A 20,383-nucleotide genomic window follows, 5' to 3' on the forward strand; every position below is an offset into this window, starting at 1 on the left:
CGGTTGGGAACGCCCGCATGGTGCGGGCCAGCAAGGAGGAATGCACGAATGAAACGGTCCCTAAGACGTACCGCCGCGATCGCGTCTATTTTCGCTCTCGTAGCCTTCGCTGCTAATGCCGACAACCCCATGGTCGGTGGAGCGGCCATGTCCGAAAGCAAAAACATCGTGGAAAACGCAGCAAATTCGAAGGACCACACGACACTCGTTGCAGCAGTGAAAGCCGCCGGTCTCGTGGATACGCTGTCCGGTGATGGCCCGTTCACCGTGTTTGCGCCGACGAACGCAGCTTTCGATGCCTTGCCTGCCGGCACTGTCGACACACTCCTGAAACCCGAGAACAAAGAAAAGCTCGCCAAAGTGCTGACTTGTCATGTCGTGGCTGCCAATGCGCTTTCCGATGCAGTCGGCAAGATGATTGCCGATGACGGAGGGAACCATTCAGTCAAGACCGTGGGCGGTTGCACGCTTTCGGCAAAGATGGATGGCGACAAGATCACACTCACTGACGAAACGGGTGGCATTGCCACTGTAACGATCGCCGACGTCAAGCAGTCAAACGGTGTCATTCATGTGATCGACAAAGTGCTGCTTCCGAAAGCGTAGTAAAATATATCGTGGTTGACCACATGCGTTTGCCGCCGGCTAGGTCGGCGGCAAACTGGCAACATCGGTCCCTGCGCCGTTCACCGTCAAACGATGGCAATGCTTGAAATACCGGACGTTTTCGCCGTGGACTAAAGATCTAAGTGCTGTGCCCCCTAACAATGCTCACCACTCAACGGGCAAGCCATCATAGGCGAAGAAGCCTCCGGAGTTTTCCGGCGTCAACCGATCAATAACCCGGAGCATTGCACATGCGCTCTCACTGGGATCCAACCGGCGGTGGGGAGTGGAGTAGTCTGCCGTCATTTTTGTCGCGACCGTTCCTGGGTGGAGTGCGACGACCACCGCGCGCGGATGGGTGCGGGTCAGTTCTACGGAAGCTGTGCGGACGATCTGGTTGAGCGCAGCCTTCGACGCTCGGTAGGAAATCCAGCCCCCCAGGCGATTGTCTCCGATCGACCCGACCCGGGCAGACAGGAAGGCGACTATGCCGCGGTCGCTGCGGACGAGCTTCGGCGCGAAGTGTTTGAGAACGAGTGCCGGTCCAATCGCGTTCAGCGCGAATTGCCGCATCATCACATCTGGGTCGACTTGCTTGAGTGATTTTTCAGGACCCACGCCGTCGACAACAAGTCCGCCGGTCGCACAAAAAACAAGATGCAGCCCATCTACAGTCTCCGCTGCTACTGCTGCGACACTCTCTTCGTCTGTGATATCGAAGGAATTGTCCCTACGCGAGAGCGCTACAAGCTGCAGGCAATTGGGATCGGACCGGAGTTCGCCGGCGATTGCGGATCCGATGCCGCCGCTGGCTCCCAAAACAACGGCGCGGTATCCTTTAGCAAGTGACGTAAGCGGCATCTTTCAATCCTCCTCTAAACACCAAGACCCTCGTCCAGACGTTGCAGGAAAGCGCTGGCGCTTTGCCGATACTCATTTCTCCGGTCCTGCGTCATGCGCCGTCAGGTGGCGTAGGGGTGTTGAAGTCTTCGGTTTGCCGAAAGCTCTTGGTCGCCAAAAATAAAGATCAGTCTGCGACAGCATTTCATGGGGGAACACCGTTTGAAAACCCAAGAGCGTTTACGAGGGGAACGGCTCGTTGGATTATCGCATAGCGTGGCCGGGGAGGTTTTTCGGCGCTGCAGAGAGAGTTCGGCCCCTATAGAGGACTCACGCTTGGCAGCGCCAAAAGTTTCCTCAGGCGACGGATATGCCCTGTCCAGCGGACGCGACGGGAGAGAGGGCGTATTTGATAGGACAACGACGCGTGAGTGGATCCTCGGCACGTTGACCTATGAGCGAGAGCACCGATGGTTACCCTTCGATCCTTCGTGGCCTTAAGGGATGGTGGGCTCGTCAATCGCCTTCGGTCAGGTATGATGAAATAGCCTTTGCAAGCTGCTCTGCTCGCCTGACATTGTCAGGATCCGCCAGCATGAAGTCGGACGCCAGGGCTTCGATGATTGCCATGGCCGGGACGTTTGTGGCCGAAAGAACCGGGTGTCTGGATGGCGCGAGAAGCAATCGGTCGGCGAACTGAGCCAGCGGAGCGGCTGGAGAATCCGTTATGGCGACAATTTTCGCCTTTTTGTCACGCGCAAATCTGACGATCTCGACAACATCCCTGGAATACCTGGGAAAAGATATTGCAACCAGTACGTCGCCTTCTCCAATCGACATCGCCCGCGCGGCAGCGGACTCCGTTCCTCCGTATTGAGCGACATTTATAACTTCGTCCCGATAAGGTTGCAGCGAAAGGACCAGCATTGCCGCGAGGTGCGCAGAAAGGCCAAAGCCTATCACGAATACCCTTCGAGCCGCTCTTATGTCACCGCAAGCAACGCGTATGTATTCGGCGGTCTGCGGGCTCTTGAGCGCGTCAATGTTGGAGCCCGTCACCTCGATGCTGAGTTCAACACCCTGGCTACGCTTATCGAGGTCTCTTATCGAGGCATCGAGCTTGGCGACAGGCGCTATCAATTCGCTCACCATAGCGGCGATGGACGATCGAAACTCCGAAAAGCCCGCCAATCCGAGGTCTCGAACAAAACGGCTGACGCTTGAAGCCGAAGTTCCCGTTGCGGAAGCGAGTTCCTCGATGCCGTGCGTTGCCACGAACATCGGGTCCCGGAGCACAAAACCGGACAGTGCCCGCTGCGAAGCCGATCCGTCCCGCAGCAGTCTGCTGAGTTCGAGACCTAAAGCAGAGGTGGCGAAGCGTCGATCGGCTTCTGCGTTCCAGGTGAGGGATGTCTGAAAATTTTCTTTCATTTGTTGACTCTATGAAAATATCCTGCCATTGAGAAGTCAGCTTAGCTGATTTTGGGAGGAAATCGCATGCGAATGAAATTTCTCGCGTCAATCGTTGCCACAACGATGCTCGCCGGTACTGCGTTTGCGGAGGATCTTCGCATAGGCGTGGAAGGAAACTATCCGCCCTTCTCAGTAGTTGCGCCCGATGGAACGCTCTCGGGCTTCGATATCGACATCGCAAATGCGATCTGTGCGAAGATGAAGAAGAACTGCGTGATGGTGCAGCAAGAATGGGACGGGATGATCCCGGCGCTTAATGCCAAGAAGTTCGATATCATCGTGGCTTCGATGACGATCAACGAAAAGCGCAAGAAGGTCGTCGACTTTTCCAACCCTTACTATGACGTCCCGTCGCGATGGGTGGCGCGCAAGGGTGACTACAAGAGCTGGTCGCCGGAAGAGCTAAAGGGCAAGACGATCATCGTCCTGCGCAACTCTCCGCGTGCCGAGTATGTTGCCAAGAACTACCCTGACAGCACCGTTTTGGCGGTGGACAAGGAGCCGGCCGTCTACCTGGAGCTGGCGGCGGGTCGCGGCGACATCGCCTTCGGATCGTCGGTGGTTTCGGCCGAATCTTTCCTGAAGAAGCCCGAAGGAAAGGACTTTGAGCAAGTCGGCGACACCCTCTTCTTGGGCGAGGACGCCGACGGCGGCGTCGGCATCGCTGTGCGTAAGTCAGATGGCGCTCTGCGCGAGGAAGTAAATGCCGCTCTGTCTTCCATCATGAGCGACGGTACTTACAAGCAAATGTCGGGCAAATACTTCGACTTCGACGTCACGCCGCAATCGGCAAAGAAGTAGTTCTTTTCCCGCGATCGGCGCCTGGGCGGCGCCGGTCGCAAGGGGTGCTGTTCCATGTTCCAAGGTTATCTACCGATGATTCTGGGGGGGCTCCGTGTGACCCTCAGCGTGGCGTCGGTCTCACTGGCGATCGCCTGTGTTATCGGCCTGATTGGCGCGTCCGCAAAGGTCTACGGCGGGAAAGCGGCAAGATTGTCGGCTGCCGCGTACACGACGACGGTGCGCGCTTTGCCGGATTTGCTTGTTATGCTCGTCGTCTTTTACGGCGGCCAGATCCTGCTCAATTCCATCTCCGAAACCTATGGGTGGGGTTATCTCGATGTCGATCCCTACATAGCCGGCGTTAGCACAATCGGCTTTGTATTCGGAGCTTACCTGACCGAGACGTTCAGGGGAGCGATCCTGAGCGTGCCGGCGGGGCAAATCGAGGCTGGCTTTGCATACGGTCTTTCCCGCTGGCAGGTGGCCTTCTACATTCTGCTGCCGCAGATGATACGGCATGCCGTGCCCGGCCTGACGAATACGTGGCTGGTCATGTTGAAAGCGACAGCGCTGGTTTCGATCATCGGGCTCGACGATATGGTCCACCGGGCCGGGCTTGCGTCTGCGGCGACGCGGGAGCCATTTACCTTCTACGCGCTTATCGGCCTCATCTATCTCGCGGTCACCACATTTTCGGTTCTCCTCTTCGGAGCGCTTGAGAAGCTTTCTTCACGCGGCGTTCGCAGCGGAGGTGCTGCATGATCGACTGGGAAATCGTTGCCGATAACCTGCCGGCATTTGCGGGCGGTCTGGTAAACACTTTGATCCTGTTGGCAACCGTCGTCGTCAGCGGTTTTGCGGTCTCGGTGCCACTGGCGCTCGTGCGCTCAATGCGGTCGCCCTATTTTTCTCGCGCGGTATGGCTGTTCACCTACGTCATCCGCGGCACGCCGCTTCTTGTTCAGCTGTTTGTCATTTACTACGGAATGGCTCAGTTCGAGTTCGTGCGCAGCAGCGCGATATGGCCGCTATTCCGCTCTCCGTGGTTTTGCGCGTGGCTTGCGCTGACGATCAACACTGTCGCCTATACGACCGAGATATTCGCCGGCGCGATCCGAACCACGGCGCCAGGCGAAATCGAAGCGGCACGTTCGATCGGCCTGAGCCGCGCGGCGGTTCTCAGGTACGTGATCTGGCCATCGGCCTGGCGTCGCGCACTGCCGCAATACGGCAACGAGGTGGTAATGATGATGCATGCCACCGCCCTTGCGAGCACGGTGACGATTGTCGAGGTGATGCGGGTCGCGCGCGACGTCTACACCAATTATCTCGTGCTGGCGGAATCCTTCGGCGTCGCCGCCGCAATTTATCTGTGTCTGACCATCGGTCTCACCACTTTTTTCCGCTGGCTCGAGACGCACTTTTTGCGGCATCTCTCCCGCTCGGACGCTCCGAACGCCAGAGAGAAGCCAGCCGAGCATCTCAACCCGAAAGTTGCATGATGAAAGAGACAATCTTTGATATCGAAGGTCAGGGACCCGGCACGCGGCATAGCTTGAAATGTGTCGAATTCGGGCGGCACGCAGACACGCCACTCGTCTATATCCAAGGTGGTCTCCATGCCGACGAGGCTCCCGGCATCATTGTCGCGCATGCGCTTTGCGAGACGTTGGCGGAGCTTGAGGCGGCCGACGCGATCTTCGGCTGCGTTCGGGTCGTTCCGGTTGCCAATCCGGTCGGGCTGTCTCAGTTTTCCCTTGGTCAGCAGGAAGGCCGTTTCGATCTTTATGACGGACGGAACTTCAACCGGCATTATCCGGATTTCGGACCCAAGCTGTCCGCCCGGCTTTCCAACCGCTTGGGCACAGACGCCAGCGCTAACGCGGCCGTCATCCGCGCCGAGTTGATGGCCCTGGTTGAGGAATGGCACGTCGTCACCCCCTCGGACAACGTTCGAAAATGCCTCATGAAACTTGCGATTGATGCCGATTATGTGCTGGATCTCCATTGTGATGGAGAGGCTGAGGTTCATCTCTACACGCAACCGCATTTCGCACGGATATTCTCGTCGCTTGCGACGCGTCTTCACGCCCGAGCGGTGCTGCTTGCTGAGATCTCAGGACTCAATCCGTTCGACGAGGCCCTCGTGCGCCCATGGTTGGACCTGGCAAGATCGCTGCCCGACGCGAACATCCCGCTTGGCTGCGCTTCGACCACCGTTGAGTTGCGCGGTCGTAGCGATGTGGATCGGCGACGCGCCCGGAGCGACGCCGAGGCGATCGTCGAGTTCCTACGCGATCTGGGGGTCGTCAAGGGTTCGGCCGCGCAGGCGCCGGCGAAGCTGTGCGAGCCCACCCCGCTCGCAGGTTCAGAAGCTGTCATTTCACCGTCTGCGGGGGTCGTGAGCTACGCACTCGACCTTGGCCATCATGTAAGGGCTGGTGATGTGATAGTTGAGATCATCGACCCGCTTTCAGGAACGGTGACGGCCGTGAAGGCGCAGACATCAGGCGTGTTCTACGCACGCGCTGACAGCCGCATCGCCGAGCGCGGTAAACGCCTTGGCAAGATCGCCGGCAACGATGTGTTCCGCAACGGTCCACTTTTAAGCCCCTGAGCGCCAAGGCGCGGAGACAGACTATGACAGCGATGCTCGAAGTGACCAACATCCGAAAGAGGTTCGGCTCCGTTGAGGTGCTAAAAGGCATCTCGCTCAGCGCGAGGCGCGGAGATGTGATTTCCATGATCGGCGCGTCCGGCTCGGGAAAAAGCACGTTCTTGCGATGCCTCAATTTCCTGGAGCACCCGTGTGAGGGCAGCTATCGGTTTCAGGGAGAAAAACTTGACCTGAGAAAGGCGTCGAGCGGAGACCTGACGGTACATGACCCCAACAAGCTCGCTTCGATGCGCTCGCGGTTATCAATGGTCTTTCAGCAATTTAACCTGTGGAGCCACATGACGGCGAGGGAGAACGTGATGCTGGGGCCGATGCGCGTACAGGGGATAAGCCGCGCTGAGGCAGCTGAACGAGCCGACGCATACTTGGCAAAGGTTGGCGTGTCGCACCGCCGCGATGCCTTTCCGGCATTTCTCTCGGGCGGAGAACAGCAGCGAGTTGCGATCGCCCGGGCGCTCGCGATGGAACCGGAGATCATGCTTTTCGACGAGCCGACCTCGGCGCTTGATCCGGAGCTTGTCGGCGAAGTGCTTCGGGTCATGCGGGGATTGGCCGAGGAGGGAAGGACCATGATCGTCGTCACCCACGAAATGGCATTTGCCCGCGACGTTGGCAATCATGTCATTTTTCTCAGCCAGGGTGTGATCGAGGAACAGGGCGATCCACGCGACGTTCTGAGCAATCCGAGTTCCGAACGTCTTCAAAGCTTTCTTTCTTCGCGGCACACGAATTGAGCGGCCCCTGGCCGCTTCAATCTCCGAGTTGGGGTCAAATCAGCTTTTGTACGGCCGAAACGGAAAAATACCCGGCGAGAGCGGACGCCGTGGTGATGAAGACACCCCACACCATGTCCACCAAGCTTACCTCCAACGACCACCCCTTGATCGTTGCCAGATTTGTCATGTCGTAGGTGCCGAAAGCGACAAGGCCGAGCAGAGCTCCCGATACCAGTGCTGTCGTCCAACGTCCGGAGCTGAGCGCAGGTATGACGGCAAAATATGAAACACCGGTTACATAAATGACGTAAAATGCAGCGGCGGCAATGAGATTTGGATGCTCGAGCAGAAGCTCTCCAATTCGGCTGCGATAGAATTTCGACGACCCGGTCAGCCACAAAAAGTCCAAGCCGAGAAAGACGATCGCTGTCGCCACGTAGGATATCGCGTAGGTCATCCGTCGCCTCCGATCAGATCCGAAGGACAGGTTGAAGCAAACGCATAAACCAGCTCCGGAACCTGAGCGGCGCGTCGGTTACCGCCAGACAGATACAATCTTGCTCAGGCGTTGCCAGGGGCTGGTGTTCAACGCTCGGGTCTGCCTCCTCTATATCTCCGCGGGCGAACAAGAGTTCTCCGTCATTGAAGCTTCCGCTGAGCACGAGCGTCAATTCGCGCCCTCCATGGCTGTGTTCCGGCACGGGTTTTCCGGCCGGTATGCGAAGCAGACGGGCCGTTGTCGACCGATCGGCCAGCTTGATCGGAATGTGATAGGCGCCACGTCCCAGAGACTTCCATTTCAGCTCCGCCAGATCTCCTCCAAGATAGGATCGCAACGGTTCCGGGATGGTTGGCGGCGAAACGACTTGCATTACTCTCGCAGGTTGCTTCGGCGAGACGCTTGGGTGAGATTCCGCGGTTCGTAGGCGCTCTTTCAACCGATCGAAAGACGAGATTTCTATTGGCACTGGCTCCATGCTCTCGAGCAACTCTCCGGCCGTATTCTCCATCAAAGTCAGTCTTGTCCGGCAGTTGGGGCACAACGCAAGATGCGTTGCAACAGCAAGCCGCCAACCCTCTTCAAGCGTGCCGGATGCATATCCCACCAGCAATTCGTCGCTCACATGATGACGGATATTCATTTTCCGTCCTCCAGCGCAGCCCGAAGCCTCGCAAAGGCAAGTCGGATTCTCGACTTCACCGTTCCGAGCGGCAGGTTCAGCTTGGTGGCAATCGCACTGTGAGAGCAATCGTCGAAGAACGACAGCGTCAGCAATTGGATCTGTTCCTGAGGCAAGTCCTTCATGGCGTCCTTTAACCGGGTCGCATCCTGGCGTTCCGCCAGCTCGTTCTCCGCGCTTTTGGCATCGTCTGCCACAAATGCGGGGTCATTGACGTCGAAATCCGGCCTCCGGTTCTTGCGGTAGGCGTCAATACGAAGGTTGCGGGCAATCGTGAAGATCCACGTACCTGCGTTACCGCGTGTCGCTTCGAACTGGCCTGCCTTGTTCCAAACGGTGATCATCACTTCCTGCATCAATTCCTCGGCGATGTTTGGATCACGCGTAAGGCGCGCCATATAGGCCTTTACGCGCGGAGCGTAATAGCGAAACAGCGCCTCGAAAGATTCAATATCTCGCTTGCGACCGACTGCCTCGAGCAGAGAGCAGGCTTCATCTTTAGTCAGTTCCCCGCCCGGCTCTACCATGCGTCCACGCTTCTTCTGCCTCCCAAGGTCGATCAGCGGCTCATGCCCAGATCGAACAAATGGGATATCTGGAACAGCGGTAGCGGAAATCGCAAGAATTGTCTCCATGGCACCGATTACGATGCCTTCTGCTTCTTGGATCATTGTTGTCCAAAATTTTTCAAGGTGATCAATCCGATCGGGAGATTTTTTCGTAGTGCGTTCGTAATTGTTCGTCAGATTGAGGGGATAACATGCGGTTTGATCGGGGTATGAGGGGTGAATTCGGGCAACGGCGTGTCGCTGTGATTGGCGCCGGTATCTCGGGAATGTCCGCGGCTTGGCTACTCGGTAAAAGCTTAGAGGTCGTTCTTTACGAAGCCGGCGACAAACCTGGCGGTCATGCCAACACCGTCCTCGCGCCGACGGCTGTTGGACCGGTTCCGGTCGATACCGGGTTCATCGTGTACAACGATCGCAACTATCCCAACCTTGTAGCGCTGTTTGACCACCTTGACGTCCCGACCCAAGCTTCCAATATGTCGTTCTCCGCTTCTTTGGATGGCGGGGCATTCGAATACTCGGGCTCTGGATTGACAGGCTTGTTCGGTCAACCGTTAAACGCACTTCGTCCGCGCTTCTGGAGAATATTGTCAGACATTTTGCGCTTCTATCGAGAAGCTCCCAAAGCTCTTAATCGGCTAAATCTCGCTAGCAAGACGCTGGGGGAGTATCTCGACGAGAATGGCTACAGCAATGCCTTTGTTACCGATCATCTCCTTCCCATGGGCGCTGCGATCTGGTCCACAACGACCAAACGCATGCGTGATTATCCGCTGCATGCCTTCATTCGATTCTGCGACAGTCATGGTTTGCTTGCATTGACGGACAGACCTCGTTGGCGAACCGTAACCGGCGGAAGCCGAGAATATGTCAGCAGGCTGATGTCGGACTATTGCGGCGAGCTTCGGACAAGCAGGGCAGTCCGGGAAATCCGCCGCGAGGTGGGGACGGTGGTCGTAACAGATCGTGATGGCAATCGTGACACTTTCACGGATGTGGTCATCGCGACTCACGCCGATCTAGCGCTGGCGATGCTTGCCGAGCCTGACGCACGTGAAAGAGAGCTGTTTTCCGCGATCAGCTACACAAGCAATAAGGCGGTTCTGCACTCAGATACCTCATTGATGCCCAGGCGGCGAAACGTGTGGTCGAGCTGGAACTACATTGGCGCGTCGGATGATTGTGGTGAGCGCCAGCTTTGTGTGACCTACTGGATGAACCGATTGCAAGGGATCGATCCGGCGACGCCGCTTTTTGTGACGCTGAACCCGCATCAAAAGATAGCCAGTGAGCGGATGATCGCGACATTCGATTATGACCATCCTCTGTTTGATCAGCGAGCGTTGGCGTCTCAAAAGGAGCTTTGGGATCTCCAAGGACGCGGCGGTGTCTGGTTTTGCGGGGCCTACTTCGGCAGCGGATTTCACGAAGACGGACTGCAGTCCGGGCTTGCGGTTGCCGAGGCCATCTCCGGCGAGCGGCGTCCATGGACGGTCCGCGACGATTCTGGCAGGCTCCCCTGCGAGATCGGTTACGCGGCGGCTCAATGATGTCGAGGTCGGCTCTTTACAGCGGCCAGGTGTGCCACGTTCGGTTTAGACCCCGCCGGCATAGGCTTTCCTACAGGGTCTTTTCGCTGCTCCTCGATCTGGACGAGTTGGCTTCGCTGGACAGCAAGTTGCGCCTGTTCGGCCATAATCGCTTTGCTCTGTTCAGTTTTCGCGACAGCGATCACGGGAATGGTGAAGTAGGCGCGCTACGCAGTTGGGTCGAACGCCAGCTTTCCGAGGCCGGGGTGGACGTGAAGCAGATGCGTATCCGTGTGCTATGTTATCCCCGCATACTCGGCTACGTTTTCAACCCTTTGACGGTCTTTTACTGTGAGGCAAGCGATGGCCAAGTCCGGGCCGTTCTCTATGAGGTCTGCAACACATTCCACGAACGCCATACCTATGTCATTCCGGTGAGCGACGACGAGGGCGGAGCGATCCGGCAGTCGTGCGTCAAAGAACTTTACGTTTCTCCGTTTGTACCCATGGATTGCCGCTATGAGTTCAAACTCAGGCCGCCGGGGGAAACCGTGTTCGTCGGCATAACCGAAAACGATTGTGACGGGCGACTTCTCACGGCTGTATTTTCCGGAGAAAGGGAAGAGATCTCGGATAAGAGGCTTTTTCTAACCTTCCTGAAACACCCCATGATGACAGTAAAAGTAATGGGTGCGATCCATTGGGAGGCGCTCAAGATCTGGCTAAAGGGCATGCCCGTGCATCGTCATCGACCGGCGGACCTGCGGGTCGCCACAACGATTGTCTCCCGTTTCGAACAGAAAGACACCTTGGCATGAGCGAGCTTGATCAGGGTGCGGCATTTTCAATATCGTCGGGCCGCCCGCTGTGGCAAAGAATAGTATGCGGTTGGCTTGCCCGTATCAAACGCGGGCAGTTGCGCGCGGAGTTCCCCTGTGGGGCAGTCCATTTGGTCAAAGGCGACGTCCCCGGTCCGACTGCAGCGATCGTCTTTACGAACTCAAGAGCGGTCTGGCGTATGCTCACGAGCGGCAGCCTCGGGTTTGCTCGATCCTATCTTGATGGCGACTGGGAGACGCCAGACCTGGGAACGCTTATGGATTTGGCGCTTGCCAACGAAGAGACCCTCAAGCCAGCGCTCGCCTCTCGCCCGCTAATAAGCCGCCTCGCTTACCTCCGGCATCTGTTCAGACGAAACTCCCGTGCCGGGAGCCGCCGAAATATCGCGTTCCATTACGACCTCGGGAACGATTTCTACCGCGCATGGCTCGATGAGACGATGACGTACTCTGCCGCCATCTTTGAGCGGCAAGGGCAGTCACTCGGTGAAGCCCAACAAGCCAAGTACGACAGGATCCTGAGTGAGCTTCGAATCGGTCCGCAAGATCATGTTCTTGAGATCGGTTGCGGCTGGGGCGGGTTTATGGAGTACGCGGCCTCGCGCACGGGGTGTAGCATTACCGGGCTGACTTTGTCGAAGGAGCAGGCCGACTTTGCGAGAGCTCGGCTGGCAAACAAGGGATTGTCTCCGTTGGCCGAGGTGCGGCTGCAAGACTATAGGGATTGTGAAGGACGTTTCACCAAGATCGTCTCAATAGAGATGTTCGAAGCCGTGGGAGAGGAGAATTGGCCGGTTTACTTTGAGAAGCTGCGCACGAACCTCGCTCCTGACGGACAAGCGCTGATCCAGGTCATCACGATCGACGAGAGGCGGTATGAGCGGTATCGGCAAAACGCCGATTTCATTCAAACCTATGTGTTTCCCGGTGGCATGCTGCCTTCTGCGGCAGTCTTCAGGCAGGAGGCTGTCACTTCCGGCCTACGGGTGCGGGATGCATTTTCTTTCGGCCGTGACTACGAGAAAACCCTGCTCTTGTGGGAAGGTGCTTTCCTCAAAAGTTGGCACAAGATTGAATCCGCTGCATTCGACGAACGGTTCAAGCGCTTGTGGCGCTACTACCTTCACTACTGCGCCGCCGGCTTTCGCAACGGGACCATCGATGTCTACCAGTTCCGGCTCGAACCAACGTGACGGAGGTCAGGTCTGCTCCTCACGCAACATGCGGCGCGTCAAGGCGAACCTCAGGCTTGGAGGAAGCGCCTTCAATAGCTTCAAGACCACTTTCATCCTCCACGGGAATGCGATCTCGAACTTCCCCCGCTCAAGCCCGCGCATGATGTATTCCGCCGCACTTTCCGAAGAGATCAGGAAAGGCATTGGAAAGTCATTCTGACGCGTCAAGGGCGTATCGACAAATCCTGGATTGATAATTGTCATCTGAACGCCTTGCCGTTCAAGTTCGGGATAAAGGGCTTCGCACATGTTGATCAAGGCGGCTTTGGTCGCGCCGTAGCCCGCGGCACCAGGAAGACCGGTGTAGCCTGCCACAGATGCCATGACGGCAATCCGTCCCGACCGGCGCGTCGTCATCGCTGGCATGATCGCCTGCAAACAGTTCACGGTTCCCATGATGTTGAGCCCGACCATCTCTCCGATCGCCGCGGCGTCGAAGGTCGACAGGCTATCGCGCCGGTACGTTCCTGCGCCGAAGACCGCAAGGGAAATCGGACCCAGGCGCATTTCAATGTCGCGTACGGTGTTTTCTGCTGCTTCGCGGTCGGTCACATCGAGGGGAAAAGAATGGATCTTTTTCTCCAGCGATCGTGCGAGAGTATCGAGCTCCACCGAGTTGCGCGCGCTTACGGCGACGGTCCAGCCGTCAAGTGCCAAACGGAGTGCAAGCGATTTCCCGATGCCGGAGCTTGCGCCGGTAACCCACGCCACCTTTCGACGATCCGTCTCGTGGAAGGCGTGATTGTTGATTAAATCGCGACCGATAGTCATGGAAACCTACCTCAGTGGGCGATGGGGAAAACGTGTCATCAACCTGGCAGCCGTAGACGAGCGCAATACCGTCAAGTCCGGCCAATAAGCTCTCGTTGGGCCACACGATCGATCGGAAAGCCCCACATGAGCCCGATTGCTGCGAGCTTCGGGACGATTGGTGCCCAGGCGTAAAGCAACGAAAGACCCTTGAGAGCGTCGGGCGACGAACGATCTTGAGCCGGGTCGAAGCCAATCAGACTGAGCAAGGGAAACGTCACCCCGACTGCTGTCGCCAGAGAGAGCTTCGTGGCAAGTGCCCACGCCGCGAAATACATGCCGGAACGCTGAGAGCCTGAGACTGCTGTGTCGTTGTCGATTACGTCTGCCTGCATGGATGGAGGCAAAACAAGGTCGAAGGCGAGCAGAAGACCGGTGCATACGCATATGGCACCAAAGGCGACCAGGTCTCCGTCGCCGAGAAATCCTGATACCGCAAAGATCGAGCACGTCACCAGCATAGCGCCGCTCCAGGCCTTGTGCTTGCTCCAGCGCCTTGCGGCCTTTACTGCGAGCGGTACGCCAAGAACTGCGCATGCGAAATAGAGTAGGAGAAACGGGCCGCGCCATTCCGCAGCTCCCAGCCGCCCTGAGACAAAGTAAAGAAACAAAGTCGCTGGGATTGCGTTTGCAAATCCATTCAAAAGAAAAGCGGCGATGAGACGCAGGAACGGCCGGTTCTTCGACATGAAAACCAGGCTTTGCATCAGGCCAAACTCCCGCGTCGACCGATTGACGGGTTCGGGGACGAAAACGAAAGCCATAAGCCCTGTGAGCGGAAGCAAGACCGCGACAAGAACGGCTACCGCCTTTAGCCCATCGGCGTTATTTGCCCCAGCCGTCCCAACAGCGAAGGGGAGGCTGATGGCCGATAAAGTCCCGATAAGCGTCGCGCCTTCGCGGAAAGCTGCAACGCGTGTTCGCTCGGCATAGTCGGTTGAAAGTTCTGCCCCCCAGGCAGTGTAGGGCAGAGAGGACCAGGTAAAGCCAAGTGACAAAAGCCCACCCCATATAAGCAGATAGCCGAGCCCGATTGTTTCAGGCGGCCAAAAAAGCATGAACGCGGCGACCGCGGTTAGCGGAATTGACGCAAGAAAAAAGCCACGCCGGCGACCGCCAACGCCATTCCACCGGTCGGCAAGCCAGCCGAATATCGGATCACTCGCTGCATCAAGAAGACGAATGGCAAAAAGTGCACCGCCGACGGCCGCGACCGGTAGTCCCATGACTTCGGAGTAAAACGTCGGAACGATGACGAAAAGCGGCAGCGCAAGCGCCGCCAATGGGAACGCTGGAAGCGCATAGAGGATGAGTGTCGAAGGGTGTGACCTGGATGCTCGTCTGCTAGACACTTTCCACATCAGTCACTGTCTCCTGAATTCGACACGCGTCCAGGCAACCGGCAATCCGAATTTCGTCACATAGGCGGTATTGAGGACACGACCGTCATTGTTCAATGTCATGGTGTCGTGAAAGCGAACTTTGTTCTTGCGGTTTTTTGAGTCGAGGAAGACCAGATAGCTGAAGCGCGCGACATTATCTTTAATCCGCACCTGCGTCTCTCCAATCACGTCCTCGCGCGTACCCCTGTATCTGCCGGGTCCATCCTTTATGAACCGCCACGTCTTGCGATCTCGACTGCCGTCATCGAACCTGAAATCTTCCCTGAGCGTCAGGGTGCGGCCGTCCCATTTTCCGACCAACTGGACTTCGAATGTCCTTTTAACCCCGGTGATGCTTTGAAAGCTTCCCTCGGCGCTCGACCTGCCTGTAAAGAAGCTTTCAAGCGAAAAGGACCCGGCGGCCGCTGGCGCAACCAATGCAAGGTTCATGGCGAGGACCGTAAGAAAAACGCTGAAGATGCGCATGCATTTCCTCCGTCAAATCGATTGCGCGGCATAAGCTTCAATTCGCGGCCTCCTTTCGCTGCCACATCAAAGCTCGGGACCTATTCGGGCGATACCGGTCTTTCCGTCGTTCCGGATCCACTTCAGCTTTTTCTCTTCGACCCGGTAGAGCTCGAAACACATCGGGCGACCGTCGTACCAGGTGCGAAACTGCTGGCAGAGACGGTCAGACTGTATCCACCAAGTGCCGGTGTCTTTGGGTTTGACGAACCGGCCGAGGCCCAAAGCTTCGCCGTCACCGTCGACACTGCCACTTCTTCGATAGTTTAGCGGGAATTCCCCACCCAATGGAGCTTCAAGGAAGATGCGCCTGCCGACGATCTCTCCCTTGATCTCGTTTGCTCTGTATTGCTCCGCAGCGGCCTCCGACGGTACGGCTGCGCACACAGCTGCGATCGCTATTGCGGTTCGGAACATGGCTCGTTCGTTCGCTCCCGTTGTTTTTCGTCAGCCTGGATTACGAGAAGTGGGCGCGGTTGGATCAGTCCGGATGAGACTTGTAGTGATTTCGATAGGCGCCACGATCCGCGCCTCATTCGTATTCGTATAAAAAACTGAAGCTACCGCAGATGCTCCATCGCGTGCCGGAGGCAGTCAGTTGACCCATTACAGCTGGAAGAAAAATACGCCGGTATATTGCCGCCGGAGATTGGAAAAGCTGAAGCAGCTGAAGGATGAGAATGCGCGGCTGGACCCTCGCAGTGGCGATCTGCGACGCAAAATAGCGCTCTGGCTTCGTTGCGCAAAAAAATTAGTCGCGCGCGATCTATTAGCGCGGTTGACATGTTTCTTTTGAGGCAATATAGATTGTGCACAAACTAATCGGGCGCGATAAAAATTCCCTCGTAGCCTGTATTGGACCGAAGCCACAAAGGATATCGTCATGTTTAAACTCGCTGCGACCGTTGCCTTAATCGCCGCTCTCCTGTCCGGCGGGGCTGTTGCCCAGCCCGCAAAGCCCACAGTCGTTCTCGTTCATGGCGCTTTCGCCGATGCGTCGAGCTGGAATGGTGTGACGAAGATCCTTCAGAAAAACGGGTTCACGGTCGTTGCCGCTGCCAATCCACTGCGCAGTGTCGCAGGCGATGCGGCCTATGTTTCAGACATCATCTCGAGCATCAAAGGATCCGTCGTCCTCGTTGGGCATTCCTACGGAGGCCAGGTGATCTCGACCGCGGCAAACGGCAAGGACAACGTCAAGTCGCTGGTCTACGTTGCAGCCTTCGCTCCGGAAGCTGGAGAAGCAGCTGCCGATCTCGCCGGTAAGTTCCCCGGGGGCACGCTTGGCCAAGCGCTCGCCGCCCCGGTAAAGCTGATAGGTGGCGGCGTCGATCTTTCCATCGACCAGGCGAAGTTTCACGACCAGTTCGCCCACGATGTTTCAATCGAGGATGCGGCACTGATGGCCGCCGGGCAGCGCCCGATCACCGAAGCTGCCTTGACGGAAAAGTCAGGTTCGCCCGCCTGGAAGACGCTGCCCTCCTATTTCATCTATGGGGACGGCGACAAGAACATCCCAGCGAAGGCACTCGGCTTCATGGCCGAACGGGCGGGCTCCAAGCACACTGTCGTAATCGAGGGTGCATCCCACGTTGTGATGGTGTCGCAGCCCCAAGCCGTCGCAGACGTGATCGAAGAGGCTGCGAAGTAGTCTCTGAAAACTCCAGTGACCAAAGCCGTCACCCGAGAGGGTGGCGGCTTTGCCGTGACGGGGCGGTTCAGCCATTGCGGCGGCGCCGACGGGCCGAGGCGTGTGCTAGCGCTTCAGTGACAGCATCGGCGAGGCGCTGCTGTTCGACGCCATCCTGCGGGCGAAGCGCCGGTGCTGACGCGCGCGAACCCTGCGTCAGAATGACTGAACGCCAGGCGCTAACAGCCGCATCGGGTTGTAGCTCCGGATCCATTTCGCTCGTCAATCAAGCATGATCATGTGAGCCGGCAACTGTTCTTCGAAGAATTTCGAGAAGGTCGCTATGCGGGGCGGCAGCGCTTGATAAGGCGGATAGTATAGGGTCAGCCAAAGTTCCGGGGGCGACCAGCCTTGAAGGACATGGACGAGGCGACCGCTGCGGACTCGCTCCGCGATATGAAATCCCGGAAGCATGGCAACGCCCGCTCCATCGGCGGCCATGTCGGCAAGCACCTCGCCGCTGTTGGCGCTGAACGCCCTCCCGGCCGTGATGGTCGTGCTCGATCCGCCATCAGAAAGGTGCCAGGTCTCCCGCCTGCTTTCGCCGCTGTATGCAAGGCAGTCGTCCGGCGTCAACTCGCTCGGGTGGTCCATCTCGGTGAACCGGGTGCCCGGCGCCGCCACCAAAATTCTCGGCACGGCCCGGATCTTGCGCCATATCGTAAACTTGTCCGATGGCTGGGATGAGATGCGGATCGCGAGATCGTAGTCATCATCGACGATGTTGACCAAGCCGTCCGAGAGCGAGATTTCAAACGACATTTTTGGATAGAGTTCTCGAAAGCCGGACAGGATCGACGGTAGAACGGTTTTACCGAGCCAAGTCGGAGCGCTTATTCGCAAGCGACCCTGGTCCGCCTTATGAGCGTTTCTTACGTCGCGTCTGGCGCTTTCCAGCGCCTCTAGGGACGGCTGGATTTGCGCGGCAAAGACGGCGCCGTCCGTCGTCAGCGAAACCTGGCGCGTTGTCCGCACAAACAGCTGCACGCCGAGATCGTCTTCGAGCGCGGCGATCGCCCGCGTAACTGCGGCCGGCGTCATATCAAGCTCGCGTGCAACCTGCGCGAAGTTGCGCTTCTCAGCCGCCATAAGGAAGGTCTTCAGGGCTTTGTAGTCGTTCATCGCATTGTTTCAATTTTTGCAATTCATTCGAGATAAATATTGCAATTCTTTGCGCCAATCAACCCGGCTATAACCTTGTCTATCGACGGACAACGTCAACGGAAAGGGCACTGGCCATGATCAAGGATATCAAGGGACTGCATCACGTCACTTCGATGGCGTCGGACGCGCAAAAGAACAACAGGTTTTTCACCAACACGCTCGGCCTGCGCCGGGTGAAGAAGACGGTCAACTTCGACGAGCCCAGTGTCTACCACCTCTATTACGGTGATGAGTTGGGCACGCCCGGAACGGTCATGACCTACTTTCCCTTTCCCCATATAATGACCGGACGGCCCGGTGTCGGCGAAGTCGGCGAAACCCAGTTCTCTATCCCGAAAGGAACGCTTAGTTTCTGGAAGGAGCGCCTGGTTGCTCAAGGTGTCGGTGGCATGCAGGCTGAAACGGTCTTCGGCGCAGAGCGCTTGCGCTTCACAGGCCCTGATGGCGATGGCCTCGCTTTGGTCGAAACGGCTATCGACGGGCGGGCGCCATGGCTTGGTGAGGGTATCTCGGAGGACAACGCCATTCGCGGCTTTACCGGCGCCCGTTTCAATCTGCACGACACTGCTGCGACCGAGGAATTGCTGCGCTTTATGGGCTATGAGATTGCCGGAGTGGAAGGAGACGTCACGCGATTGATCCTTCCTGGTGGCAACGGTGCAGACACCATTGAACTGGCGGCCTTGCCGAAGACGCCATTCGCCCGTCAGGGGGCGGGTTCGGTCCACCATATCGCTTTTGCGGTCGAAAATCGGGAAAAGCAACTCGAAGTGCGCAAGGCCCTGATGGATACCGGCTACCAGGTAACCCCCGTCATCGACCGGGACTATTTCTGGGCGATCTATTTCCGGACACCCGGTGGTATCTTGTTCGAGATTGCAACCAACGAGCCCGGCTTCGACCGTGACGAGGACACCGCCCATCTCGGCGAGGCGTTGAAGCTTCCGAACCGTTACGAGCCTTTCCGCAACAAGATCGAGGCCGGGCTGGTTCCGCTTGCCGCTTAGAACCCGCCGAATCTGATACGCACGACTTAACCAACCGACAACCTTGAGCCGGCTACTCGCGCCAGCCGGCTCGTCTCCGAAACCCTTCTCATTTCAACCGTCGCACGCCGGCGACACCAAACGGAGTATTCCAGATGTCCAAGCTCGAAGTTCTGACCCCGCAAAACAGCCAGCTTATCTTTATCGACCAGCAGCCGCAGATGGCTTTCGGCGTGCAGTCGATCGATCGCCAGGCTCTGAAGAACAACGTCGTCGGCCTCGGAAGGGCTGCCAAGATCTTCAACATCCCGACGACGATCACCACTGTCGAAACCGAGTCCTTCTCCGGCCACACCTATCCTGAACTGCTCGCCGTGTTCCCGGAAAACGACATCCTTGAGCGCACTTCGATGAACTCCTGGGATGACCAGAACGTCCGTGATGCCCTGGCGAAGAACGCCGCCAACGGTCGCAAGAAGATCATCGTCTCGGGGCTCTGGACCGAGGTCTGCAACACCACCTTCGCGCTTTCAGCCCTCCATGATGTTCCGGACTACGAAATCTACATGGTCGCCGACGCGTCGGGCGGCACCTCGGCCGACGCCCACAAATATGCGATGGACCGCATGGTCCAGGTTGGCGTCATTCCGGTCACCTGGCAGCAGGTCCTGCTCGAATGGCAGCGCGATTGGGCTCGCAAGGAAACCTACGACGCCGTCACTTCGCTGGTGAAGGAGCACTCCGGTGCCTATGGCATGGGCATCGACTATGCCTACACCATGGTCCACAAGGCCGGCGAACGCGTCACCCACGGCAAGCGGATCGGCCCGAACCCGGTCAAGTGATGCAGTAGGCAGCCGCTCTGACCGGGTCGAACCGGTAAGGGCGGCAGCCTCAACAGGTGAGGATCACCCGCATGAAACTTTACCTCATGTCACTCGGCGCCGGACTTCTGGTCGGAATCGTCTACAGCCTCCTCAATGTCCGTTCGCCAGCGCCCCCGGTCATTGCCCTTGTCGGCCTTCTTGGGATTCTGCTCGGCGAACAGATCGTCCCCTTTGCCAAGACCCTGTGGAGCAACGAGACGGCGGCAATCTCGTGGATCAACCAGGTCAAGCCGCACATGTTCGGCCACCTCCCGGGCGGACAGACAGCGGCTCGCAAAGTTAACGATCGCGAGAGTGTCTGATCATGCCGACAAGACGCTCGTTCCTCGGTGCCGCCTCGTCGCTGGCGCTGCCCGCTCTCTTTCCGTCGGCCCGCACCGCCGGCGCCCAACAGACCGGAGATACTTCGATGACGCCCGACCTGATCCTTCACAGCGGCCTCGTGACGACGCTCGACCGCGCCAATCCGACTGCCACTGCCGTTGCCGTCA

Annotated in this window: 24 protein-coding genes; 14 read left to right on the forward strand and 10 right to left on the reverse strand. The window is 57.7% G+C overall.

The features are described from left to right. The first annotated feature begins 48 nt into the window (after positions 1–48). Positions 49–606: a fasciclin domain-containing protein gene (locus IB262_RS34235; protein WP_034802194.1), complete on the forward strand. Its 558-nt coding sequence runs from the start codon at positions 49–51 to the stop codon at positions 604–606. Positions 607–771: 165 nt separating this feature from the next. Here IB262_RS34235 and IB262_RS34240 read toward each other — a convergent pair whose 3' ends face one another. After that, a complete protein-coding gene (locus IB262_RS34240; RefSeq protein ID WP_192494497.1) occupies positions 772–1,467 on the reverse strand; it encodes an SDR family oxidoreductase in 696 nt (231 codons plus the stop codon). A gap of 495 nt (positions 1,468–1,962) precedes the next feature. After that, positions 1,963–2,877, reverse strand: a complete 915-nt coding sequence (locus IB262_RS34245) for a MurR/RpiR family transcriptional regulator (protein ID WP_060520958.1) — start codon at positions 2,875–2,877, stop codon at positions 1,963–1,965. Positions 2,878–2,943: 66 nt separating this feature from the next. Here IB262_RS34245 and IB262_RS34250 point away from each other — a divergent pair, with 66 nt between their 5' ends. The 5 genes from IB262_RS34250 to IB262_RS34270 all read left to right on the forward strand — a co-directional run bounded on the left by IB262_RS34250 (position 2,944) and on the right by IB262_RS34270 (position 7,113). Further along, on the forward strand, positions 2,944–3,720 hold the full coding sequence (locus IB262_RS34250) for a transporter substrate-binding domain-containing protein (protein WP_112984517.1): 777 nt from the start codon (positions 2,944–2,946) through the stop codon (positions 3,718–3,720). 75 nt (positions 3,721–3,795) lie between these two features. After that, positions 3,796–4,464 (forward strand): ABC transporter permease subunit, encoded by a 669-nt coding sequence (locus tag IB262_RS34255; protein WP_246802826.1) that lies wholly within the window; start codon positions 3,796–3,798, stop codon positions 4,462–4,464. Next, positions 4,461–5,204, forward strand: a complete 744-nt coding sequence (locus IB262_RS34260; RefSeq protein ID WP_192494498.1) for an ABC transporter permease — start codon at positions 4,461–4,463, stop codon at positions 5,202–5,204. Before IB262_RS34255 ends, IB262_RS34260 begins: the two co-directional genes overlap by 4 nt. Beyond that, positions 5,201–6,319 (forward strand): M14 family metallopeptidase, encoded by a 1,119-nt coding sequence (locus IB262_RS34265; RefSeq protein WP_192439590.1) that lies wholly within the window; start codon positions 5,201–5,203, stop codon positions 6,317–6,319. The genes IB262_RS34260 and IB262_RS34265 overlap by 4 nt, the downstream gene beginning before the upstream one ends. A gap of 32 nt (positions 6,320–6,351) precedes the next feature. Continuing rightward, positions 6,352–7,113, forward strand: a complete 762-nt coding sequence (locus IB262_RS34270; RefSeq protein ID WP_162728949.1) for an ATP-binding cassette domain-containing protein — start codon at positions 6,352–6,354, stop codon at positions 7,111–7,113. Positions 7,114–7,147: 34 nt separating this feature from the next. Here the strand turns inward: IB262_RS34270 and IB262_RS34275 are convergent, their stop codons facing one another. Genes IB262_RS34275 through IB262_RS34285 form a run of 3 tightly spaced genes read right to left on the reverse strand, consistent with a single transcriptional unit; the run spans position 7,148 to position 8,947 of the window. Beyond that, entirely contained in the window at positions 7,148–7,552 is a 405-nt protein-coding gene (locus tag IB262_RS34275; RefSeq protein WP_034802206.1) for a DUF2177 family protein, read from the reverse strand. A gap of 13 nt (positions 7,553–7,565) precedes the next feature. Then, entirely contained in the window at positions 7,566–8,237 is a 672-nt protein-coding gene (locus tag IB262_RS34280; RefSeq protein ID WP_034802209.1) for a ChrR family anti-sigma-E factor, read from the reverse strand. After that, entirely contained in the window at positions 8,234–8,947 is a 714-nt protein-coding gene (locus IB262_RS34285; protein WP_309139286.1) for a sigma-70 family RNA polymerase sigma factor, read from the reverse strand. Before IB262_RS34285 ends, IB262_RS34280 begins: the two co-directional genes overlap by 4 nt. A gap of 89 nt (positions 8,948–9,036) precedes the next feature. Here IB262_RS34285 and IB262_RS34290 point away from each other — a divergent pair, with 89 nt between their 5' ends. From IB262_RS34290 to IB262_RS34300, 3 genes are read left to right on the forward strand one after another with little or no spacing between them, the layout of a single operon-like run. Beyond that, positions 9,037–10,395 carry an FAD-dependent oxidoreductase gene (locus tag IB262_RS34290; protein ID WP_192494499.1) on the forward strand — a complete coding sequence of 453 codons (1,359 nt, stop codon included), beginning with the start codon at positions 9,037–9,039 and terminating at the stop codon, positions 10,393–10,395. Continuing rightward, the gene (locus tag IB262_RS34295) at positions 10,395–11,192 is read left to right on the forward strand and encodes a DUF1365 family protein (protein ID WP_348646953.1); all 798 of its coding nucleotides are present in this window, start codon (positions 10,395–10,397) and stop codon (positions 11,190–11,192) included. Before IB262_RS34290 ends, IB262_RS34295 begins: the two co-directional genes overlap by 1 nt. Next, a complete protein-coding gene (locus IB262_RS34300) occupies positions 11,189–12,406 on the forward strand; it encodes a cyclopropane-fatty-acyl-phospholipid synthase family protein (RefSeq protein WP_192494501.1) in 1,218 nt (405 codons plus the stop codon). Before IB262_RS34295 ends, IB262_RS34300 begins: the two co-directional genes overlap by 4 nt. A gap of 6 nt (positions 12,407–12,412) precedes the next feature. Here IB262_RS34300 and IB262_RS34305 read toward each other — a convergent pair whose 3' ends face one another. The 4 genes from IB262_RS34305 to IB262_RS34320 all read right to left on the reverse strand — a co-directional run bounded on the left by IB262_RS34305 (position 12,413) and on the right by IB262_RS34320 (position 15,582). Further along, on the reverse strand, positions 12,413–13,219 hold the full coding sequence (locus IB262_RS34305; protein ID WP_192494502.1) for an SDR family NAD(P)-dependent oxidoreductase: 807 nt from the start codon (positions 13,217–13,219) through the stop codon (positions 12,413–12,415). A 71-nt stretch (positions 13,220–13,290) separates the two neighbouring features. Further along, positions 13,291–14,619 (reverse strand): MFS transporter, encoded by a 1,329-nt coding sequence (locus tag IB262_RS34310; RefSeq protein WP_192494503.1) that lies wholly within the window; start codon positions 14,617–14,619, stop codon positions 13,291–13,293. Between the two features lie 3 nt (positions 14,620–14,622). Continuing rightward, positions 14,623–15,126, reverse strand: a complete 504-nt coding sequence (locus IB262_RS34315; RefSeq protein ID WP_034802220.1) for a DUF3833 family protein — start codon at positions 15,124–15,126, stop codon at positions 14,623–14,625. Between the two features lie 66 nt (positions 15,127–15,192). Then, the gene (locus tag IB262_RS34320) at positions 15,193–15,582 is read right to left on the reverse strand and encodes a hypothetical protein (RefSeq protein WP_060520946.1); all 390 of its coding nucleotides are present in this window, start codon (positions 15,580–15,582) and stop codon (positions 15,193–15,195) included. Between the two features lie 466 nt (positions 15,583–16,048). Between IB262_RS34320 and IB262_RS34325 the strand changes: the two genes are divergently transcribed. Then, positions 16,049–16,816 carry an alpha/beta hydrolase gene (locus IB262_RS34325; protein ID WP_090429265.1) on the forward strand — a complete coding sequence of 256 codons (768 nt, stop codon included), beginning with the start codon at positions 16,049–16,051 and terminating at the stop codon, positions 16,814–16,816. A gap of 261 nt (positions 16,817–17,077) precedes the next feature. Here IB262_RS34325 and IB262_RS34330 read toward each other — a convergent pair whose 3' ends face one another. Next, on the reverse strand, positions 17,078–17,977 hold the full coding sequence (locus IB262_RS34330) for a LysR family transcriptional regulator (protein WP_034802228.1): 900 nt from the start codon (positions 17,975–17,977) through the stop codon (positions 17,078–17,080). Between the two features lie 116 nt (positions 17,978–18,093). On the opposite strand from IB262_RS34330, the gene IB262_RS34335 reads away from it, so the two are divergent. The 4 genes from IB262_RS34335 to IB262_RS34350 form a co-directional block, all read left to right on the forward strand. Further along, a complete protein-coding gene (locus tag IB262_RS34335; protein WP_034802231.1) occupies positions 18,094–19,026 on the forward strand; it encodes a VOC family protein in 933 nt (310 codons plus the stop codon). Between the two features lie 134 nt (positions 19,027–19,160). Then, positions 19,161–19,850 (forward strand): hydrolase, encoded by a 690-nt coding sequence (locus tag IB262_RS34340; RefSeq protein ID WP_060520945.1) that lies wholly within the window; start codon positions 19,161–19,163, stop codon positions 19,848–19,850. Between the two features lie 71 nt (positions 19,851–19,921). Continuing rightward, the gene (locus tag IB262_RS34345) at positions 19,922–20,194 is read left to right on the forward strand and encodes a XapX domain-containing protein (protein WP_060520944.1); all 273 of its coding nucleotides are present in this window, start codon (positions 19,922–19,924) and stop codon (positions 20,192–20,194) included. Between the two features lie 2 nt (positions 20,195–20,196). After that, positions 20,197–20,383, forward strand: a 187-nt coding sequence (locus IB262_RS34350; protein WP_143556300.1) for a hypothetical protein, incomplete at its 3' end; no start/stop codon positions are given.

This window comes from Ensifer sp. ENS02 (genome assembly GCF_014851885.1).
GTDB classification, from domain to species: domain Bacteria; phylum Pseudomonadota; class Alphaproteobacteria; order Rhizobiales; family Rhizobiaceae; genus Ensifer; species Ensifer adhaerens.

Bases quoted from the DNA above. Each gene is read 5' to 3' on its own strand.
- IB262_RS34235 (WP_034802194.1), top strand. From the start codon at position 49: ATGAAACGGTCCCTAAGACGTACCGCCGCGATCGCGTCTATTTTCGCT.
- IB262_RS34310 (WP_192494503.1), bottom strand. From the start codon at position 14,619: ATGTGGAAAGTGTCTAGCAGACGAGCATCCAGGTCACACCCTTCGACA.
- IB262_RS34295 (WP_348646953.1), top strand. From the start codon at position 10,395: ATGTCGAGGTCGGCTCTTTACAGCGGCCAGGTGTGCCACGTTCGGTTT.
- IB262_RS34285 (WP_309139286.1), bottom strand. From the start codon at position 8,947: ATGATCCAAGAAGCAGAAGGCATCGTAATCGGTGCCATGGAGACAATT.
- IB262_RS34345 (WP_060520944.1), top strand. From the start codon at position 19,922: ATGAAACTTTACCTCATGTCACTCGGCGCCGGACTTCTGGTCGGAATC.
- IB262_RS34240 (WP_192494497.1), bottom strand. From the start codon at position 1,467: ATGCCGCTTACGTCACTTGCTAAAGGATACCGCGCCGTTGTTTTGGGA.
- IB262_RS34315 (WP_034802220.1), bottom strand. From the start codon at position 15,126: ATGCGCATCTTCAGCGTTTTTCTTACGGTCCTCGCCATGAACCTTGCA.
- IB262_RS34290 (WP_192494499.1), top strand. From the start codon at position 9,037: ATGCGGTTTGATCGGGGTATGAGGGGTGAATTCGGGCAACGGCGTGTC.
- IB262_RS34245 (WP_060520958.1), bottom strand. From the start codon at position 2,877: ATGAAAGAAAATTTTCAGACATCCCTCACCTGGAACGCAGAAGCCGAT.
- IB262_RS34275 (WP_034802206.1), bottom strand. From the start codon at position 7,552: ATGACCTACGCGATATCCTACGTGGCGACAGCGATCGTCTTTCTCGGC.
- IB262_RS34325 (WP_090429265.1), top strand. From the start codon at position 16,049: ATGTTTAAACTCGCTGCGACCGTTGCCTTAATCGCCGCTCTCCTGTCC.
- IB262_RS34280 (WP_034802209.1), bottom strand. From the start codon at position 8,237: ATGAATATCCGTCATCATGTGAGCGACGAATTGCTGGTGGGATATGCA.
- IB262_RS34335 (WP_034802231.1), top strand. From the start codon at position 18,094: ATGATCAAGGATATCAAGGGACTGCATCACGTCACTTCGATGGCGTCG.
- IB262_RS34255 (WP_246802826.1), top strand. From the start codon at position 3,796: ATGATTCTGGGGGGGCTCCGTGTGACCCTCAGCGTGGCGTCGGTCTCA.
- IB262_RS34330 (WP_034802228.1), bottom strand. From the start codon at position 17,977: ATGAACGACTACAAAGCCCTGAAGACCTTCCTTATGGCGGCTGAGAAG.
- IB262_RS34300 (WP_192494501.1), top strand. From the start codon at position 11,189: ATGAGCGAGCTTGATCAGGGTGCGGCATTTTCAATATCGTCGGGCCGC.
- IB262_RS34270 (WP_162728949.1), top strand. From the start codon at position 6,352: ATGCTCGAAGTGACCAACATCCGAAAGAGGTTCGGCTCCGTTGAGGTG.
- IB262_RS34265 (WP_192439590.1), top strand. From the start codon at position 5,201: ATGATGAAAGAGACAATCTTTGATATCGAAGGTCAGGGACCCGGCACG.
- IB262_RS34250 (WP_112984517.1), top strand. From the start codon at position 2,944: ATGCGAATGAAATTTCTCGCGTCAATCGTTGCCACAACGATGCTCGCC.
- IB262_RS34260 (WP_192494498.1), top strand. From the start codon at position 4,461: ATGATCGACTGGGAAATCGTTGCCGATAACCTGCCGGCATTTGCGGGC.
- IB262_RS34305 (WP_192494502.1), bottom strand. From the start codon at position 13,219: ATGACTATCGGTCGCGATTTAATCAACAATCACGCCTTCCACGAGACG.
- IB262_RS34340 (WP_060520945.1), top strand. From the start codon at position 19,161: ATGTCCAAGCTCGAAGTTCTGACCCCGCAAAACAGCCAGCTTATCTTT.
- IB262_RS34320 (WP_060520946.1), bottom strand. From the start codon at position 15,582: ATGTTCCGAACCGCAATAGCGATCGCAGCTGTGTGCGCAGCCGTACCG.